Raw genomic sequence first — 18,238 nt, 5'->3', positions numbered from 1 at the left:
TTATGAGTTCCGTAGGAAATATTTTCCAGCAGAATAATCCATACGAAAAATATGTCCAGCAGCTGGTACAGCTTGAAAGCCAGACCAAAATGAAGCTTCAGGCTGAGCAGAGCGATCACCGTGAGCGCAAAGACGCCCTGGGTGATGTGAGCTCCAAGCTGTCCACATTCAACAGCAAGCTGACCGAACTTCAGGATCCCGACAATCAGTCTTTCAGTCCGCTTAAAACATCGTCATCCAACGAAGGCGTGGTCAATGTCCACTCGGCTGACGGCATCGAGCGGCCGTCGACCTATAACATCGACATCGACCGGCTGGCTACCCGTGACACGGCGCTGTCGTCTGTCATGCAGGGCGACGGATTTGATCTTGCGGCCGAAGGCGACGGGGAGATCACTCTGACCATCGGCGACAAGACCGAAACGCTGGCTGTTGCCGCACAAAGGGAAGATGAGGACGGCAATATGGTCGACAAGACCAACCGGGAAATCCTCGAGTCATTTGCCGACCAGGTTTCGGTGCACTTCGGCGAAGAAGCCCAGGCCAATGTGTTCAGCGTGAACAATGAAGAGGTTCAATTCTCCATCCAAAGCCTGATGACCGGCAATGAAAACCGCCTTGAGTTCAGCGATGCCGGCGGAGCCCTGGCTGCAGTGGCTGACGGCACGGCGGCAATGGACGGTATGACGCACCTTGTGCCGCAGGATGAGCTGGATGCCCGTTTCACGATTGACGGGGTCACTTTTGAACGCAGCGAAAACGTAGTTGATGACGCAATAACGGGGCTTACTTTTGAACTTATGCGTCCGTCCGAGCAGGCCGAGCAGATGACCGTCCAGCGTGACACCGACAAGGCACGCTCCAATGTTGATGGTTTTATCTCCGCCTTCAACGACATGAACAAGACCATCCGCGACAAAACATTTGTTGACGCAGAAGGAGACAAACGCGGTGAGTTACAGAACATGAGATCAATCCGAAATCTCACACTGAACCTGCGTCAGACCGGATTGCTGCCCATGGATGGTGCTGAAGAGGGTCAGCTCTCTCGCTTGTCAGAAATGGGCATCGGATTTGACAATGACGGAACCATGCGTGTGGAAGACAGCGCGCTTCTGAACGAGATGCTGGAAACACGTCCGGGCGAAGTGACCGAATTTTTCACCAGCGAGGAATCTCCCATTGCGCAGATGAAAGAGCAGACCGAGGCGTACACCAGGGCCCGTACCGGGATCATCGCTTCCATGAAAGACGGTATCGATCAGCAGATCAGCCGCCTGGATGACCGTATTGCGGCCCAGGAACGCTATCTGGAGCAGTATGAAGAGCGTCAGCGGGATGAGTTCAACCGTCTGCAGCAGATCATCACTGAGGGACAGGATCAGTTCAATCAGGTGATGGGATTTCAGCAGCAACTTGGCATGTTTTAAACTGGTTTGACAATGGACGAACTACTCCGGCATATCGATAAGATCAACAGTATCAGCAGTGATATTTTGACGCATGTAAGCACGTCGGACAATCAGCCTGATGCTGAGCGTATTGGTAAAGAAATTGCCGGTGAGGAACAGGATGCCGGTATTTCTGACTTTGACAAACTTGAAAAAATGCTGGCTGACCGCAGGGAGCAGATTGACGCAATGCAAAACAGCATCGACAATCTGGAACCCTCTTTCGTCCGGAATTTGTCCGATTCTGATCGCAGCGCCCTGAATCACCGGTTTAACGAGTTTAAAAAGATCCATGAACAGACAGAGTCCGTCCTGAATGAAAAGATGGAGGGACAAAAAGAACAGTTGGGCGGGGCATCCAACTTGCGCAAGGCAGAAGAGAAATATCACATTTTGGGCGAGCCTGATATTTCTTATTTTTCAGAACGCTAAGATATTTGTATTGAAATGGATATTAAGAAACTGACAACACACCTGAACGGGTCGCAGCCCGCCAAAAAAGGGCAGTCCGCATCAGGAGCATCCTCTGTAGACGGCGAAAAAAACGGATCTCAGGACAAGGTTTCGCTTGACGGATATTCTTTCCGGAAGAACGAACTACTGTTTGCAAAAACAGAATACGAAAAACAGACTCAGGCATCTTTTGAGAAAATGAATGTATTGAAAGCCAAACTTGCCGAATATGACACGGCAAAAAGCGAGTCTTCAGAAAAGGCGGCAGAAACAGAAATCGGACAAAAGCTTAACGATCCGGCTGTCTGGACCGGCATTGCCAGAAAAATGCTTGAGGAGTAACCTGCCTTTCTTATAAATGCTTCCGCTATATCAGGTTTGTGGTTGACAGATGAGATATCCGTTTTTGGAATAACCGGTAATTTTATTATTCTGTCACAGCGTTTATTCATCTACATTACCATAACACCTATTTAATTTTCAATGAAAGGTCGCATACTTATTGTCGACGACGATAAATTATTGCTTGATTTCATGGAAGAGCACCTGACCATGAACAAGTATGATATTCAGTCTTTTGAATCTCCCGAAAAAGCGCTCTCATGGCTGGAAAAAAACAGCGTTGACCTCGTCATTAGTGATGTCAAAATGCGGGAAATGACCGGGGATGAGGTTCTGAATCATGTAAAAAAGCACCACCCGGGTACGGGAGTCATCCTGATGACGGGCTTCGGCAACATCGAGCATTCGGTCAACGCCATCCGCAAAGGCGCTTTTGACTACATTACCAAGCCATTCACTGCACGCGAAGTGCTGTATCGCATCAACAGGTATTTCAACAGTCTCACAGAGGATTCCAGCAATAAAGAATCGCAGCAAAAAGAACCTGCTTCCAGACAGCAGCCTGCCTCTGAAGCGGCAGCCACCCATGAGCAGGACCTTTCAGAGTCTCAGAAAAAAGGGAAGACTCCCGGACCCAAAAAAGTCAAAATGGTCGGGAGGCACAAAAACATAAAAAAGCTGCTCAACCTGCTTCCCCGAATTGCCAACAATAACGCGCCCGTGCTTATTCAGGGTGAAAGCGGCACCGGGAAAGAGGTTTATGCACATCTGGTCCAGCAGGAAAGCAACCGGGCCAACGAGGCTTATGTCAAGATTAACTGCGCCAACCTGCCCTCCGAACTGGTGGAGAGCACCCTGTTCGGTCATGTCAAGGGAGCGTTCACCGGAGCTATTACCGACAAAAAAGGCGCCTTTGACAAGGCAGACAGCGGAACCCTGCTTCTGGACGAAATCACCGAAATCGAAATCAGCATCCAGGCCAAGCTGCTTCGTGTCCTGCAGGAAAAGGAATTTCAGCGGGTCGGAAGCCAGAAACCGGTCAAGGTTGATGTCCGCATCATCGCCACTACCAACCTGAACATCAAGGAAGCCATGGCCGAAAACCGTTTCCGGGAGGATCTCTTCTACCGGCTTAATGTATTTCCGATTGTCATCCCGCCGCTTCGTGAAAGAAAAGAGGATATCCCGCTCCTGGTTGAGCATCTGATCAAAAGATATACCGATGAGTATGAACTTCCGGAAAAAAAGCCGACCGATGAACTCATGAATTATCTCATGCAGCAGGAGTGGAAAGGCAACGTTCGGGAGCTGGACAATGTCATTCACAGGGGCGTGATCCTTTCCGGTGACAAAGACGAACTGTGCATCGATGACATCGAAGATCAGCTCTTCTCTCAGGCTTCTGAAGAAATAAAATCCGAGGTGCTGTCCGATGTTCCGCTTATTCCCATCGAAGAGATGGAACTGCTGATGATCAAGAAGGCGCTGGAGCGCACCCGCGGCAATCAGAAGGAAGCGGGCAAACTGCTCGGCATCTCAGACCGGACCATTCGCAACAAGCTGAAAAACAGCGGATATTCAGCTGAAGATGAGGAACAGCTGATCGGCTCCCGGCACTGACCGGCACTGACCGGCTGCTAAACTGCTTTGCGTTTCCTTCTCCTGATGCCAGTCAGCAGCGACCGCGCCTTGTCGATATCCTTGCTTTTAGACAGCGCTACGAGCCATCTGCGCATATACACATCGTTTTCGGGCTCATTTTCCACAAGTTCCTTATAGCGGGCGGAAGCAAAATCGTACCATCCGTTCCTCATAAACAAACCCAGGCAGTCAAAAAGAAGCTCCTCCCGCTGTTCATCCATTTCACCCGGCGGGATATCACCGAACATCTTGCGGTAGTAGTGTACCGAACAGTCGTATTTTTCCAGCTCCAGGGCAAAAATCAAAAGCCGTTCCAGAAGCTTATTGCCGGAATCAGCCTTAACAGACGCTTCAGAATCATCAGACGCAACAGCTGCCTTATCAGACTCATACAGTTTCTGGTAATACGAAAACGCACCTTCCATATTCCCTGCGCGCGCTGACATGTCGGCCAGTTGTTTAAGGGTCTCTGTTTCCGACAATGTGCGGTCAAAGCTGGCTCCCGAGACCTGCTTGTTCATCCTGTGATATTCACTCAGGACATCATGTGCTTCCTGCCATCGCTTTCCAAGCTGATGGATCCGGAAAAGGATCAGATAAGGAAGCCACTGGCGCGGCTGCAGCCGGATGGATTTTTCTGCAAATTCAGCAGCCCGGTCCCATTTGAACTGCTCGGCCTTGCATCCGGCCAGGCCGTTCAGGGCGGCTGCCCTGTCACAAACAAGCAATTTTTCGGTCTTCAGCACTTTGCGGAACTGAGCCGCCGCAAGTACGTAATCACCCTGCTGAACAAGCCTTCTTCCTGCCACGAGAAACGATTGTGATGACGGCCTTGGCGAAACGAGCTCCCGTTCGGTATCCAGATCAGCAAACGGGTCACTTTCGCGCTGAATGGTAACGGGCTGATGACCGAGACGGATTTTCTTTCTGAAGAGATAGCCGCTGCCGTCAGGCAGCCCGATCCCGTCGAACGGGTTGTCGGCAGCCGATGATACCAGCCGGATCTGATAGCACTGGTGCATCGATCCGTTTTCGCGCCACCGGATCAATACCGGTTTCCAGTAATCTTCTGAGATATCCTGTATGCCGGGAATCGAGCTGAGATCCGGTTTTTCATCATCCTGAAGAAAAAGAACCCAAGGCGCTTTTGCTGCGGCCGCCATTTTATTCCACACACCGGTCCGGTTTTCCTCATCAGTATAACGGTACCAGGAGACTTTGCCCTCAAGCGACTTCGGACACGCGTCCGGAGAGGCGACCTGAACTGCCGGAAACACTTTCAGCCACTGAAACAGAGTTGAAGGAACCGGTTTTGATGAATCCGACAGATACAGTGCCGGCTCGACCCAGTCGATCCTGTGCTTCTGCTGTCCTTGTTCTGTGTTCATATGTCCGTCCGGTTTGTTGTGGTCAAAACAGTCCGCTACAGATAATCAAGCAGCGTATTGTGAATCATCTGTGTGTGTACCGCCATGGCGGCTTCGAAAGCAATCTGAGTCCGCTGCATATCTGAAAATGACTTGGCATAATCGGTGTCAACCAGCTCGCTGACATCCGATTCCATCACAATGTTGGTCGATTCATACTGCTCGGTCATGAATTCCAGCCTGTTGATGTTGTTCCCGAGGCGGGATGCCATGATGGAGGTATGATCGATCACTTCGCTGATATCCGTGAGCATGGCGTTCAGCGATTCGGTGTCATCATCCATCAGCGCCTGTTCGATATTGCCGATGACTTCGAACATGTCCCCTGCGTCGGTGTCCCGCAGTTCCACACCGTTGATGCTGATCTCAATGAACAGCTTGTCGCCGGCCTGGACCCTGGGTGTCGTATCGTTGCTGTTGTTGGCCACCCCGCCGGGAGCGGCATCATCAAACTCCATCGGCTCCTGATCGGAGTTGGTCCCGGCAAACAGATATCTGTCACCATAGGATCCGTTCAATGTCGCAACCATGGTATCCTTGATGCCGGAAATCTCTTCCGCCATGGACTCTCTGACTTTATCGCGCGAGGTATCCGATGCTCCGTGAGTGGCAATTCGCTTGATATCGATGAGACTGTCGATGGTTTCATCAAGAGCTTCCTGAGCCAGTCTGCCCTGACGCAACCCGTTGCTGATATTTTTCTGATACTGCTCCTGTTTGCGGATATCCTCTTCAACAATCCGGCTTCGCTGGAAGGAAACAGGATCCTGCGAGGGTATCCGCACCCGCTTCCCGCTGGAAAGGTCCGACTGAATGCCGGCCATCTTGCTGCGGTTTTTGTTGATATCCCGCATGAAATCGTCAAAAATGATTTTCTGAGTGATGCGCATGATTACCTCACAAGACTGATTAGTGTATCGTACATTTGCTGGGCTGATGACATGACCCGTGCGGCTCCCTGATAGGCGTTCTGATACTGGATGAGCTTGCTCAGCTCCTCATCCACATTCACCCCGGCCTCACGCTCCTGCTGAACTTCCAGCATCCGTATCTCGGATTCTCTGGAGTCGGCCGCCGTCCGCAGCTGCGCCAGATTGCTTCCGGGCTCGCTGATAAGGTTGACCGCGTAGTCCACAACTTTCCGTCCGTCTATAAGCTGCTCGTTCCGCAATTCGGCCATGGATGCCGCCATGTCACCGTTTCCTGCCTGTCCGGCAACAGATGATGCCGCGATGTGCTCGTGATTATCCGCAATCTCCTGATTGATGCGGATGTCGGATGCCGAGGTGAAATCCGGGTCGAAAAAGTCGCGCGATTCGTCATCGGCCAGACCATATCCGCTGCTGTGCAGGGTGTTGATTTCGGTAACGAGCGTCTCTGCAATCCGGTCGAGGCGGTCTTTCATACCGGGTATTTCATTTTCATAAATATCAATGCCGGCAGCCAGCTTGCCTCCGCTGGCATTCACCGAAGTTCCGTTCTCCAGGCGCAGGTCGAACTGCTTTTCGACATCGTCATTATGCGCAACGATTTCCCGGTGCGTGTCCTGGTTGAGGACCTGCACACCGCCGATGCGAATCTCGAGTCCGCCGTTTTTGGCGGTCATCGTTTCGATGTCGACCAGCTCGGAGAGCTCCTCAAGCTTCTGAACCTGTACATCCAGACTGGCATGATCCGGTCGTTCCATGGCATCGGAGACAGTGATGGACTTGTTCAGGCTGGCCAGGTCAGCCAGGATTTCATTGATCTTGTCAACGGTGGTATTCACCGAATCTCTGGTGACGTCGCTAACGCGGTCAATACTGCGGTCCATGTCCCCCATCTTTTCCGAAAGCTGCCGGGCTTCTCCGACCAGGTTATTGCGGACACTGAAGTCCTGCGGATCGTTGGAGAGTTCTGAAAACGTATCGAACAGGCTGCCGATACGCACATCAAGATCGCCGCCGGAATCGGAAGCAACCGATGTTTCCAGCTGTTCGTACAGTTTGATTTTTTCCTCCATGAAGCCCATTTCCTGGCGCTTGTCGCCAAGCTGGACATCAATAAGTTCATTGCGAAGCCGCGATATGCTGGTGATATTCACCCCGAGTCCGGAATGGAGACCCCTTACGTGCTGGCCTACCGGCTCTTTCTCCACTCTCTGACGACTGTATCCCGGTGTATCGGCATTGATGACATTATTGGAAGTCACTGACAGCGACCGTTCCGCGCTTTGCAGTCCGCTTTTGGAAATTTCAAATAGGGTTTTCATGTGTTTATAATTTATGATTCTGACGTCACATGTAGTACCCATGTTGGCTATAATCATGCTCCTGTGTGACGGTAAGCCGCCATGGGTATTTCATCTGTTTAAAATTTTGGATTTATACAGTCAGATGTAATGCCATGACCGTATTTAATCATATGCCTGTGTGTCCGGGCGTCGGCCCGGTCATGGACATTTCATGTGTTAAAAAGTTATGATTTCTAATTTCCTCATCCTTCCTGGTTCACTGCCATGCCGGACATCACTCCTGACTTCACCCCTTTCTGGCTGTAGTGTACATTTTTTGCATCCTCTACGCCGTAGAGTGTCTGCATGAGCGATTTGTTCTGCTGTTGTGCAAAGTCCAGCAATTCCACCAGTTGTTTCTGCTTGCGCTGCAGCTTGTCAATATTCTGTGAAATCTGATCTTTCCATTTGACAATATCCTCCGCGTGGTCCGGATAGGACTCCCTGAGCAGTTCCAGAGATACCCTGCTGTCATTGCGGGAGGCGCCGGGAATGCTGGTAACAAGCGAATTGATGAACGCTTTCTCGGCATTCATGAATGTTTGCTGGGCTGAAACATTCTTTTCCGTGCACCGGACAAGCTTGTCTGCTTCGGATGCTATCACGGCATTGACCTGCTCATCCATCACTTCAAGCAGGTGCTGACTGGCATGGTCGAGCAGTCTTGCTTTTCGGGACAATTCATTGATGGGAAAGGTGCTTTGGGAGTGATTCTGCATAACTGCTCCTGTTAACTGGTAATAATTTTTGTGTGTTTAAAATCCTGATTCCAAATGATACTTGAGTTTTCATGACCGTATGTATTCATGCTGCTGCAGACCCGGGACCATGTCCGGCCTAGTTCATCTCATTTCACTTCAAAGTGTGGTTTTCCGTTCTTTTGTCGTTCAATTCCACCGGTCCTTCAGAAGCCGGCCTGTTTTCATCTTTTTCATTGAGTCCGGGTTGGCTGTTCCAGTATTTCGTCACCAGGTCAGCCATTCCGAGCTGCCTTTGTGATGCCAGTTTTCCGGCAAGCGTGTCTGTTACAAATTCACGGTACATGCTGTTTGCCTGTCCGGGCCCACCATTGTTATCGGCCATTTCGAACGTATTTTTAGTCATTTCACGAACGAGATGACGCGCAAACAGTTCCTCAAACTCTTCAGCCGTTTTTTCCCGGCGGATGGTCTCGTGGCGGTCGTCACCCGGTGATACATTTTTCAGCTGGAGGAGATTTTCAATATTCATAGTGCAAAAGAGATATTTCTGTTGTTACATCACAATAAGTTTTCCCCTGAGAGAACCCGACCGGTCAAGCGCCTGAAAGATGGAGATGATATCGCGGGGACTGAGTCCCAGTGAGTTCAACGATCCCGAAAGCTGATCGACCGTCGTCTCCGGCTCCAGAAGAAGAGTCTGGGCCGCCTGCTCGCTGATGCCCACTTCCGGTATCTGTCCCACAACGGTTTCACCCGGTGAGAACGGCGGTGGCTGGGATATGAATGGCGTCACCTGCGTACGCACCTGAATGTTGCCGTGTGCAATCATCACTTCATCGATAATGACATTGCCACCGGCTACAATCGTGCCGGTGCGTTCGTTGATGACGACCCGTGCCGGTGTGTCAACAGTAATTTCCTGCTCCATGATCAGGCTGGTAAACACGTTCATGTTTCCTGCGTCGTCGCGGAACGCCTCCGGCCACGCAACCCGAACCAGTCCGGGATGCTCAATATGCGCCAGATCTTCGTCAAACGTTTCATTAATCTGTTCGACTATACGCCGGGCGTTTGTGTGATTGGGGTCACGAAGCACCAATCCCAGCGGAGTTTCACTGTCATGCGAAAACGTGGTGTTTTTTTCGACCATCCCCCCTCCCGGGACCGTGGCCGTCAGTGTTTGATTGCGGGTAATACGCGCACCCGGTATCTCGGCGGTAATCCCGCCTACAATAAGCGGCCCCTGTGCTTTTGCAAAAACCTCCTCATTATCCGGATCAAAAAGCGGGGTCTGCAGCAACACGCCTCCCTGAAGACTGCTGGCATCCCCGAGGGACGATACGGTCACATCAATCTCGCTGCCCGGTGCATGGTAGGGTCCGATGGTAGCCGTCACCATTACGGCCGCAACATTGCGGGTCCGCAGCCGGTCACCGTCTATGGTAATGCCGAAATTTTCAAGCATGTTTGCGATGGACTGGACGGTGAAAACCGATCCTCGGCTGCTGAGCGTGCGGTCTCCGGTACGGTCGAGTCCCGTTACCAGTCCGTATCCGATCAGTTCTTTACGGCGCGCCTGCTCTACCTCCACCAGGTCGCTCAGGCGGGTCTGGGCCGACAACTCACCGTTGATCGGAACCAGGAACAACCCGGCCATCACAAAAATCAATATGTTTCTGAACGCGGTCATGGCGTTGTTATAAAATTTGGATTGAAGTACGTTTTTAAATCATTGCGGATCATGAAGTACCGTCACTGAAGCTCGCGGACCAGTATGGCTGCTCCCATAGCAGCGCCGATACCGTAAAACACCAGCCTTCTCGCAAAACCGGGCCGTCTGGATGACTGACTGATGCCCTGCTTTTTCTGGTAATTGATTTCTGCATTGGCCACGCGATAAGAGGGCACCCGGTTGCGGCTGTCCACGTCATTGGACCGCACAACACCATCAAGTGTAATCTCGTGGAGCTCTCCGTTGATCTCTGTAAGCCTGCTGCCGCTCACAATCAGGTCACCGCGTTCGGTAACTTCCCGGATCTGGACGCTGAGATAGCCTTCCAGAAGCTGCTGCTGATTGGCAAGATTCCGCTCATCGGCGTCGTAATTGACGGATGCACTGCTGCCGAAATAGGGTTCAAATGGGAGGAAGTTGCTTGATGTGGATCCCGAAGCCTCACCGCCGGTGCTTGAGTTCCTTCTTGAATCCGAGGACGAACTGCCGGAAATATTCTCCTGAAGAATCACTGTGATGATATCGCCGACCTCCTGCGCTTTTACATCGCGGTAAAGAGAGTTCTGCGCTGATGCCGGCATTGCCGCAGCGGCAATGAGGCTGACAGCAGTAAAAAACAACGTTATCGAAATAATTTGCCTGGACATATTGTGGTGTTTTTGACAGTCAGTATGTATTCATGTGCCTACAGTGTCCGCTTCCAGATTACCTCTCCGTTTCCGGAAACGGTGCCGAGATAGGTTCTCCGTGTCTCCTCGCTGTAGAGACGGATATCTTCATTCAGTGCTCCGCTCTGCCTTGCCGTGGCGGACAGGTCAATACGTGTTCCGCTGTTAATAAATACCAGCGTGACACTTTCCCCGGCTTCTACAAGATACTCGGTGGTAATATCCGCGCGACGCACCGGCTCGCCCATGGCCAGTGTCCGTCTGAGTGTCTTGCCCGGAAGCTCGTCAGCTTCGGAAACCAGTTGTCCCCGCCAGCGGCCGATTTCCACCCAGCGGTATTCCAGGTGATCATCAGAAATCACCGTACCCGAGGTCACCCTTTCCGAGGTTACCGGCAGCTTTTTCTCCATAGTGACCTTGAGTTGAATATCAGCCGTGCGATTTCTGCCGCCGCTTGAATATTCAACAGAAAAAGAGGTGTATCGCCCGACACTGCCCTCCAGAGACACTTCCCGGACAGATGAAGCGGGTTCGGAAGCCAGGGACCGCGGTATCCACCTGGGATCCGTAGCAAACCGGTAGCGGTCCGGATCATGCCGCTCTTCCAGCGCCGTTTGTGCGGCTTCAAGAATCCGGTCCACCGCACCGTTCTCACCCTTAGCAGCGGCAACGCACTGAACTGCACCCACGCTGCAACAGAGCAGCACGGATGCAATCAGTAGCCGGGGTAATAGAAAAGGATGAATTTTCATTGTTTCAGAATACGTATCAGACGGTGATTCTGCTTATCAGCGTTTAATGCCGTTGGTGACCTGCATCATATCCTCAGCTGTCTGCACAACTTTGGAATTGGTTTCATAAGCGCGCTGCGCCTCGATCAGCTTCACCATTTCATTGACGATATCCACGTTGGACTGCTCCAGATAACCCTGCCTGAGCACGCCGAATCCTTCCTCACCCGGGTTGCCGTAGAACGGCATTCCGGATGCTTCGGTCTCGGAAAACAGGTTGTCACCCATCGCCGTCAGTCCGCCGGGATTGATGAACTTGGCCATTTCGATCTGACCCAGGTCTATTTGTCCGGCATCACCTGCCATCTGAGCTGTGACAACGCCTTCCTGTGAAATCTCGATTCCGACTGCTTCCATCGGTATCTCGATCATATCGGCAAGCGGAAGACCGGAATTATTCACCATCAAACCGGAGGAGTCGCGGCTGAAGTTACCGTCACGGGTGTATGCGATGCTTCCGTCAGGCATTTCGACCTGGAAGAATCCGGTGCCGTTGATCGCAACATCCAGGGCGGCCCCGGTCTCCTCGACCGGACCCTGCATGAAGTTTCTCAGCGTCGCAACAGGCTGGGAGCCATGTCCGATTTCCAGGGAAGGCCCGTCATTGGCCGGCCTGCTCGCCGCGGCCCCGTGCTTTGAAGAGGCCACTTTCTCATAAAACATATCCTGGAACGCGATGGATGTCCGCTTGTAGCCGGTCGTATTAACATTGGCCAGGTTGTTGGCAATATTGTCCACCGATTTCTGCTGGGCGCTCATACCAAGTGCGCCGGTGCTCAGTGCTCGAAACATAAATTTTCCTCTTTATTGTATGTTAAAATCTTCCCAGCGTGTTGGTTGCCTGGGATAAAAGCTCGTCCGTGGTGCGCATGGCCCGCTGCTGAGCTTCAAACATCTGCATATTCTTCATCAGTCCGGTCATTTCTTCCAGAGCCTGCACATTGCCCTTTTCAAAATACCCCTGAACGACCTCGCTGTTTTCATCCTGTGGTTGAAGCATGGCTCCCGGTGCCGAGAAATAGGCGTTTCCGCGCCGCTCCAGAGCTGACGGATCATCGACGCGCACAACACGTATCTGGTCATACACCTCATCATTCAACCGTATCGTGCCGTCTTTGGCCACCTCCAGCTGTGCATTGCCGTTGTCATGGTCCATGGCATGGAAATACTCGGGAATATGTATCCTTCCGGCGTGGCCCATCACATGTCCGCCGCGGCTGTCTTTCAGATACCCGTCCGGATCAAGATGAAAACGGCCGTCTCTGGAAAGATTCGCCTGTCCGTCCTTCTCGATCATGAAAAAACCCTCCCCGTTGATACCAAAGTCGAAGGTGTTTCCCGTGGGTTCAAGTTCACCCTGGGAGAGGTTGACGCTTTGCATCGGGACGGTGTGCTTCACCTGCTGCCCGTCCACCTGCTCGGTCAGAATTCTTTGAAACTGCGTATCCCCTTTAAAACCGGGTGTATTTATATTGGCCAGATTGTTCGCCGTGATATCCTGTGCTTTGGAGAACATCTGCATGGCCTGCATATGAGACTGAAAACGGTCGATCATAATGATTTGCGTTGGTAATAATTCTTGTACTCACCGGAATGTCTTCAAAATGTATGCCACGATGGGCTCGGATCATTAAACAGAAACACAAAAGCCCAATTTTACCGGCTTTGGCTTCAAACAGAGCCTGTTTTAGCCCTTTTCGCTGCGCAGCCATGATTTCGGCCAGGATGCGTGCGGCCAGCCCGGATCATCACTGCCGGAGAAAAAATTTCCATGCTTCCGCCAGGTCCGGCACTTCGTTTCAAGGAAATGTTTTCCGCTGAAAGGAACTTTTTATGCCGGATTTGACCGCAGCGGCACGACTGCATGGCCTCCGGTGCATCATTTTCCGCTCATCCGCCCCTCTGCAAAACTGGTATCGTTTTTGTCCTTATCATATATATGTCACAGAAGAAAAACGATCAGGAAAAAACCGAGGAACCAACGGCCCGCAAACTCGAAAAGGCGCGGGAAGAAGGCAATGTCAGCATCAGCAAAGAGGTCTCCTCTGTTGTTCTGATGTTCATAGCGATCGTTATGCTTCTATATTCCGGCGGATTTATGTACAGCCGTCTGGAAACGATGTTCGAAACATTTTTCATGAATGCCGCCGCCCCGGTGGACAACGAGCAGCAGGCCATCAGCCACCTTGAAAACGCCCTGTGGTTTGGAATGGAAATGATCATGCCGCTGATGCTGATCCTGCTCATCACGGCGCTTCTTGTAAACCTTGCTCAGACGGGCGGCGTGTTCTCCACCAAGGCGATCAAGCCAAAAGCCAGCAAAATCAGTCCCGCCAGCGGATTCAAGCGCATCTTTTCGATGAAGGGGTTCATGGAACTGGTCAAGGGATTCGCCAAACTCTTTATCGTGACTGTTGTGATCTATTTCACCGTCCGCAACGACGTCGACCATTTTCTTCAGTTCTCCGTTATGCCGCTCGGATACACGCTTGATGAATCGGGTTCCTACCTTCTGATGTTCGTCACCCGCATACTGGCCGCACTGTTCATTCTTTCCATCGTAGATGCCATTTATCAGCGGTTTCAGCATCACAAGGATCTGCGTATGACCAAGCAGGAGGTCAAGGATGAGCACAAGCAGATGGAGGGAGACCCGCATATCAAAAGTCAGCGCCGGAAGGCGGCCATGTCCATGCGCAACAAGCGCCGCATGGATCACTCGGTACTCCAGTCGGATGTCGTGGTAACCAACCCTACCCATTATGCCATCGCATTGCAGTATGACCCCGAAGAAAATGAGGCGCCGATCGTCATGGCCAAGGGTCAGAGGAAAAAAGCTTTGCGGATTCGCGAACTTGCCGAACATTATGGCATACCAATTGTAGAAAACAAACCGGTTGCCCAGGCACTTTTTGCCTCGGCGGAGGAAGATGAATACATACCCGCCGACCTTTACCGGGCCGTAGCCGAAATTCTGGCGTACGTATACAAACTCAAAAACAAATCGCACAACTGAATTAAATGGCCGGACTAAACATCACTGGCGACCAGCTGAAGAAGATGTTCCTCAGAACTGATGTGCTGATCTCATCCAGCATCATCATCATTCTGATGATCATGATCCTTCCCGTGCCTGCCGGCGTGGTGGACCTGTTCCTGGCCATGAGTGTCTCGCTGTCGCTGGTTGTGCTGCTGGTTGCCTTTTATACGCTCAAACCGCTGGAATTCGCCGTTTTCCCGGGCATGCTGCTGATCCTGACGCTTTTCCGGCTCTCGCTGAACGTGGCGACTACGCGCCTGATCCTGAACGATGCCTACGCCGGTGAGCTGATTCAGTCCTTCGGCGGATTCATGGTTCAGGGCAATTTCGTCATCGGGATCATCATCTTTTCGGTGCTGATCATCATCAATTTTGTGGTTATTACCAAGGGTGCCACCCGGATTGCCGAGGTGGCCGCTCGCTTTACCCTGGATGCCATGCCGGGCAAGCAGATGGCCATCGATGCCGACCTCAATGCCGGACTCATTACCGATCAGGAAGCCAAAAAGCGCAGGGAGGATATCGCCAACGAAGCTGATTTTTACGGCGCGATGGACGGTGCGAGCAAGTTTGTCCGGGGGGATGTCATTGCCGCGCTGCTGATCACCTTTATCAATATTATAGGCGGACTCATTGTCGGAACACTGCAGCAGGGCATGTCGCTGGGCGAGGCCGCACAGGTGTATACGCTGCTGACCATCGGTGACGGACTTGTGTCCCAGATTCCCGCCCTGCTGGTATCGACAGCTGCGGGTATCATCGTTTCTCGCGCCGCTTCCGAAGGCAATCTGAGTGATGAAATCACCTCCCAGCTTCTTGGAAACCCGAAAACGGTGTCTATCGGAGCCGCGTTTGTTCTGTTTATCGGTATCCTTCCCGGTCTGCCCTTGCTCCCGTTCTGGGTTCTCGGCGGCATCCTGCTGTTCATTGCCTACAAAAAGCATAACCGTCAGGAAGAAGAGAAAGCCGAAGCCCAGCGAAACGGCAACAAGGTTCAGAAGAACAACAAGGAAGACCGCGTTGAAGACTACCTGCTTCTGGATACGCTGGAGCTGGAAATCGGCTACAGCCTTATCCCCATGGTGGAGGCCGAGCAGGGGGGGGATTTGCTGGAGCGGATGTCATCACTCAGAAAACAGCTGGCCGCCGAGCTGGGGATTATCATCCCGCCCATACGCATCCGCGATAATGTACAGCTGGATGCCAACCACTACACCATCAAAATGCGCGGCATCATTCAGGGCGAAGGGGAGTTGCTGCCCGGCTACCATCTGGCGCTGCTTCCCGCCGACTTCAAGCCCGACCTGCAGGGAATCAAGACGAAGGACCCCACTTTCGGCATGGATGCCATCTGGATCAGCGGAAAAAACAAGTCACAGGCGGAAAAATATGGTCTTTCTGTGATCGAGGCCGGCGCCGTTATTACCACTCATCTCATGGAGCTTCTGAAAAAGAATGCCTACAAGCTTGTGGACCGGCAGATGAGCCAGCGCCTGGTTGACAACCTCAAGGAGTACGCCCCGGCGCTTGTGGAAGAGCTGATTCCGGACGTGCTGAAAATCGGCGATGTGCAAAAGGTGATCAAGCGGCTGCTGCGTGAACGGGTACCTGTCAGGGATCTGAACACCATTCTCGAAACACTGGCGGACCACAGCAGCCAAACCAAGAATACCGATGTGCTTACGGAGTATTGCAGAGCTTCGCTGTCTGAAACCATCACGGGACAATTCAAATCGGGTGACAATGAAATACAGGTTGTTGTGCTGGCATCTCAGCTGGAATCGCATCTAATCGGCCAGGCGCAGCAGGGACTGCTCAACTCCAACACGCTTGGCTTCACTCCGAAGACAGTTGAAGAGCTCTACACAACGGCATCCGGAATTCTTGAAAAGATGATCCGTCAGGGACTTGATCCGGTCGTACTCACCTCCCCGGTACTTCGTCCGACGATTTACGATTTTTTGGTACCAATTTTGCCTGAAGTAAGTGTACTGTCCTACAATGATGTCAGTCCCGATGTACAAATAAAGACATTTGACCGGATCAGCCTCAAACAAAATGAACTGCAAGAACCGAATCCCGCATGATGCTTAAGAAATTTTTTGGGAAAACGATAGAGGTGGCAAAGAAAAGCGCACGTCAGATGTACGGCGACGATATTGTCATCCTTGAGTCCTTTCATGCTGATGAAAAAAACGACGCCGGTGTCACTGTACTGGTGGATGAAGCCATTGCCGCAGCAAAAAAGAAACAGCCGGAGGAAAAGAATACCGCATCAGAGGAAACTCCTTTCAGAAATGTGTTCTACAAACGGCGCGATGCGCTTACATCATCCGCTCAGCGAAGGAATATGCCGGAAAGTGATTCTGCCGGCGAATCCTTGCAGCAAGCCGGTGCTTCCGAAAAGAAAACATCCTTCCGGAGCAGCAAGTCAGCAGAGGTCAATAAATCAGCAGAAAGAAATAAATCAGCAGAAAACAGCAAGCCGGTGAGCAGCAATCTCAAGACACTGCGCGAATATGCAACGCGGGAAGAACAGAATCAGGATTCATCTTCCCGGTCCGGAAAAACCCGTTTCAAGCCGGGTGCCATGAAAGGCCGCTTTTTCAATTCCATTCAGAACAGTGAAACGGCTGCAGAAGCCGGACAGACGCAGCAGGCCGATTCAGGTGAAGAGGCCAAAACATCATCAGCGGCAACCAACGGCCAGTCCGGCAAGCTCAAGTCAACCATTTTTGACTATGATGAGCCGAAACTGTCCGGACGTTTCCAGGCATCCGGCGCTGCAGGGGGCGGAGCATCGGGTTCCCCGGCTGCCGGACAACCGACAGCTGCAAACAATCAGCGGGAGATCACCGCGCTTCACAAACGATTTGACAAACTGGAATCACTGCTTGATTCGGCGCTGATTTCTTCCAATCTCGACTATGCCTCCCATCCGGCATTTCAGCAGCTTGTTCAGACCGGAATCAAGCCAACGGTAATCGCACGATGGTTCAGGGAGATAATCGAGACCGGTATCGACCCGGATCAGGAAACGGAGCAATTCATGGCAGGCTTATCATCCATTATCCGCAATGCCCTGAAGGGGAGCAGCAATGATCCGCTTGCGCCTTTTGTGCTGTTTGCCGGACCATCCGGATCGGGCAAGACTTCCCTGATCATGAAACTGGTACAGCATCCGGAATTCATGTCTGACAAAAAGGTGGCTGTGGTTTCCATCATGCCGCAAAACCGGCAGGATCAGCCCTACTACACCATTCTGGAGCCTTTCTGCAAAGATCAGAACATCACATTCTACAAAATCGGCAGCAATGCCGATGTGAACGGATACCTGGAAGAGTGGAAGGAGTTTGATCATGTGCTGTTTGATTCACCATCCATCCCTGTTGAGCAGGAGCGCTCGTTCCGCGAGTACTGGAAAATCAGGCAGCTGCTTGCCGCAGTGACACCGCTTGAAGTTCACTATGTGATCAACGCAGCGCTGAATAGGTACTATTTCCGTGAATCCGGCAACATACACCATCCGCTTCAGCCTGATTATGTGGCACTGACCCATCTGGATGAAGTTTCGCAATGGGGACCGGTCATCCCGTTCATGCAGGAAATGGGCTGCGGGTCCCGGTTCATGAGCAGAGGGGCAGCCATACCGGGCGGCCTCTCAGAATTCAGTCCGGCATGGTTTACACAACAAGTTTTGCAAGATACCTGATTAACCTA

General features: G+C 51.9%; 17 protein-coding genes. 7 read left to right on the top strand and 10 right to left on the bottom strand.

Annotated elements, in window-relative coordinates; all coding sequences use genetic code 11:
* Positions 1-2: 2 nt before the first annotated feature.
* The 4 genes from fliD to NATSA_RS04755 all read left to right on the top strand — a co-directional run bounded on the left by fliD (position 3) and on the right by NATSA_RS04755 (position 3,866).
* Entirely contained in the window at positions 3-1,430 is a 1,428-nt protein-coding gene (fliD, locus tag NATSA_RS04770) for a flagellar filament capping protein FliD (protein WP_210510872.1), read from the top strand.
* 12 nt (positions 1,431-1,442) lie between these two features.
* Positions 1,443-1,883, top strand: coding sequence for a hypothetical protein (locus NATSA_RS04765; protein ID WP_210510871.1), 441 nt, complete (start codon positions 1,443-1,445; stop codon positions 1,881-1,883).
* 15 nt (positions 1,884-1,898) lie between these two features.
* Positions 1,899-2,246, top strand: coding sequence for a hypothetical protein (locus NATSA_RS04760; RefSeq protein WP_210510870.1), 348 nt, complete (start codon positions 1,899-1,901; stop codon positions 2,244-2,246).
* A gap of 141 nt (positions 2,247-2,387) precedes the next feature.
* Positions 2,388-3,866, top strand: a complete 1,479-nt coding sequence (locus NATSA_RS04755; RefSeq protein ID WP_210510869.1) for a sigma-54-dependent transcriptional regulator — start codon at positions 2,388-2,390, stop codon at positions 3,864-3,866.
* A gap of 17 nt (positions 3,867-3,883) precedes the next feature.
* Here the strand turns inward: NATSA_RS04755 and NATSA_RS04750 are convergent, their stop codons facing one another.
* From NATSA_RS04750 to NATSA_RS04705, 10 genes are all read right to left on the bottom strand, one after another.
* Complete coding sequence (locus tag NATSA_RS04750) at positions 3,884-5,275, bottom strand: tetratricopeptide repeat protein (RefSeq protein WP_210510868.1); 1,392 nt, start codon at positions 5,273-5,275, stop codon at positions 3,884-3,886.
* Positions 5,276-5,310: 35 nt separating this feature from the next.
* Positions 5,311-6,204: a flagellar hook-associated protein FlgL gene (gene flgL, locus NATSA_RS04745; protein ID WP_210510867.1), complete on the bottom strand. Its 894-nt coding sequence runs from the start codon at positions 6,202-6,204 to the stop codon at positions 5,311-5,313.
* 2 nt (positions 6,205-6,206) lie between these two features.
* Positions 6,207-7,565, bottom strand: coding sequence for a flagellar hook-associated protein FlgK (gene flgK / locus NATSA_RS04740; protein WP_210510866.1), 1,359 nt, complete (start codon positions 7,563-7,565; stop codon positions 6,207-6,209).
* Positions 7,566-7,789: 224 nt separating this feature from the next.
* The gene (locus NATSA_RS04735; RefSeq protein ID WP_210510865.1) at positions 7,790-8,305 is read right to left on the bottom strand and encodes a hypothetical protein; all 516 of its coding nucleotides are present in this window, start codon (positions 8,303-8,305) and stop codon (positions 7,790-7,792) included.
* Between the two features lie 133 nt (positions 8,306-8,438).
* On the bottom strand, positions 8,439-8,816 hold the full coding sequence (locus tag NATSA_RS04730) for a rod-binding protein (RefSeq protein ID WP_210510864.1): 378 nt from the start codon (positions 8,814-8,816) through the stop codon (positions 8,439-8,441).
* Between the two features lie 24 nt (positions 8,817-8,840).
* Complete coding sequence (locus NATSA_RS04725; protein ID WP_210510863.1) at positions 8,841-9,977, bottom strand: flagellar basal body P-ring protein FlgI; 1,137 nt, start codon at positions 9,975-9,977, stop codon at positions 8,841-8,843.
* 62 nt (positions 9,978-10,039) lie between these two features.
* Positions 10,040-10,666: a flagellar basal body L-ring protein FlgH gene (locus NATSA_RS04720; protein ID WP_210510862.1), complete on the bottom strand. Its 627-nt coding sequence runs from the start codon at positions 10,664-10,666 to the stop codon at positions 10,040-10,042.
* Between the two features lie 38 nt (positions 10,667-10,704).
* Entirely contained in the window at positions 10,705-11,439 is a 735-nt protein-coding gene (gene flgA / locus NATSA_RS04715) for a flagellar basal body P-ring formation chaperone FlgA (RefSeq protein WP_210510861.1), read from the bottom strand.
* A gap of 36 nt (positions 11,440-11,475) precedes the next feature.
* Entirely contained in the window at positions 11,476-12,270 is a 795-nt protein-coding gene (gene flgG, locus NATSA_RS04710) for a flagellar basal-body rod protein FlgG (RefSeq protein WP_210510860.1), read from the bottom strand.
* A gap of 22 nt (positions 12,271-12,292) precedes the next feature.
* The gene (locus NATSA_RS04705) at positions 12,293-13,033 is read right to left on the bottom strand and encodes a flagellar hook-basal body protein (protein ID WP_210510859.1); all 741 of its coding nucleotides are present in this window, start codon (positions 13,031-13,033) and stop codon (positions 12,293-12,295) included.
* A 384-nt stretch (positions 13,034-13,417) separates the two neighbouring features.
* Here NATSA_RS04705 and flhB point away from each other — a divergent pair, with 384 nt between their 5' ends.
* The 3 genes from flhB to NATSA_RS04690 are packed head-to-tail and all read left to right on the top strand — an operon-like array spanning position 13,418 to position 18,230.
* Positions 13,418-14,494 carry a flagellar biosynthesis protein FlhB gene (flhB, locus tag NATSA_RS04700; protein WP_210510858.1) on the top strand — a complete coding sequence of 359 codons (1,077 nt, stop codon included), beginning with the start codon at positions 13,418-13,420 and terminating at the stop codon, positions 14,492-14,494.
* Between the two features lie 5 nt (positions 14,495-14,499).
* Entirely contained in the window at positions 14,500-16,605 is a 2,106-nt protein-coding gene (gene flhA / locus NATSA_RS04695; protein ID WP_246481707.1) for a flagellar biosynthesis protein FlhA, read from the top strand.
* Positions 16,602-18,230, top strand: coding sequence for a hypothetical protein (locus NATSA_RS04690; protein ID WP_210510857.1), 1,629 nt, complete (start codon positions 16,602-16,604; stop codon positions 18,228-18,230). Before flhA ends, NATSA_RS04690 begins: the two co-directional genes overlap by 4 nt.
* The last annotated feature ends 8 nt before the right edge of the window (positions 18,231-18,238 follow it).

The organism is Natronogracilivirga saccharolytica (assembly GCF_017921895.1).
Lineage (GTDB): Bacteria > Bacteroidota > Rhodothermia > Balneolales > Natronogracilivirgulaceae > Natronogracilivirga > Natronogracilivirga saccharolytica.
Note: the sequence above shows the minus strand (reverse complement) of the source record. Positions and strands in the feature narration are given on the sequence as shown.

Coding starts and splice junctions, on each gene's coding strand:
- NATSA_RS04735 (WP_210510865.1), bottom strand. CDS start 8,305: ATGCAGAATCACTCCCAAAGCACCTTTCCCATCAATGAATTGTCCCGA.
- NATSA_RS04705 (WP_210510859.1), bottom strand. CDS start 13,033: ATGATCGACCGTTTTCAGTCTCATATGCAGGCCATGCAGATGTTCTCC.
- flgG (WP_210510860.1), bottom strand. CDS start 12,270: ATGTTTCGAGCACTGAGCACCGGCGCACTTGGTATGAGCGCCCAGCAG.
- flgK (WP_210510866.1), bottom strand. CDS start 7,565: ATGAAAACCCTATTTGAAATTTCCAAAAGCGGACTGCAAAGCGCGGAA.
- NATSA_RS04755 (WP_210510869.1), top strand. CDS start 2,388: ATGAAAGGTCGCATACTTATTGTCGACGACGATAAATTATTGCTTGAT.
- NATSA_RS04750 (WP_210510868.1), bottom strand. CDS start 5,275: ATGAACACAGAACAAGGACAGCAGAAGCACAGGATCGACTGGGTCGAG.
- flgL (WP_210510867.1), bottom strand. CDS start 6,204: ATGCGCATCACTCAGAAAATCATTTTTGACGATTTCATGCGGGATATC.
- flhA (WP_246481707.1), top strand. CDS start 14,500: ATGGCCGGACTAAACATCACTGGCGACCAGCTGAAGAAGATGTTCCTC.
- NATSA_RS04760 (WP_210510870.1), top strand. CDS start 1,899: ATGGATATTAAGAAACTGACAACACACCTGAACGGGTCGCAGCCCGCC.
- NATSA_RS04720 (WP_210510862.1), bottom strand. CDS start 10,666: ATGTCCAGGCAAATTATTTCGATAACGTTGTTTTTTACTGCTGTCAGC.
- flhB (WP_210510858.1), top strand. CDS start 13,418: ATGTCACAGAAGAAAAACGATCAGGAAAAAACCGAGGAACCAACGGCC.
- NATSA_RS04765 (WP_210510871.1), top strand. CDS start 1,443: ATGGACGAACTACTCCGGCATATCGATAAGATCAACAGTATCAGCAGT.
- NATSA_RS04725 (WP_210510863.1), bottom strand. CDS start 9,977: ATGACCGCGTTCAGAAACATATTGATTTTTGTGATGGCCGGGTTGTTC.
- flgA (WP_210510861.1), bottom strand. CDS start 11,439: ATGAAAATTCATCCTTTTCTATTACCCCGGCTACTGATTGCATCCGTG.
- NATSA_RS04690 (WP_210510857.1), top strand. CDS start 16,602: ATGATGCTTAAGAAATTTTTTGGGAAAACGATAGAGGTGGCAAAGAAA.
- fliD (WP_210510872.1), top strand. CDS start 3: ATGAGTTCCGTAGGAAATATTTTCCAGCAGAATAATCCATACGAAAAA.
- NATSA_RS04730 (WP_210510864.1), bottom strand. CDS start 8,816: ATGAATATTGAAAATCTCCTCCAGCTGAAAAATGTATCACCGGGTGAC.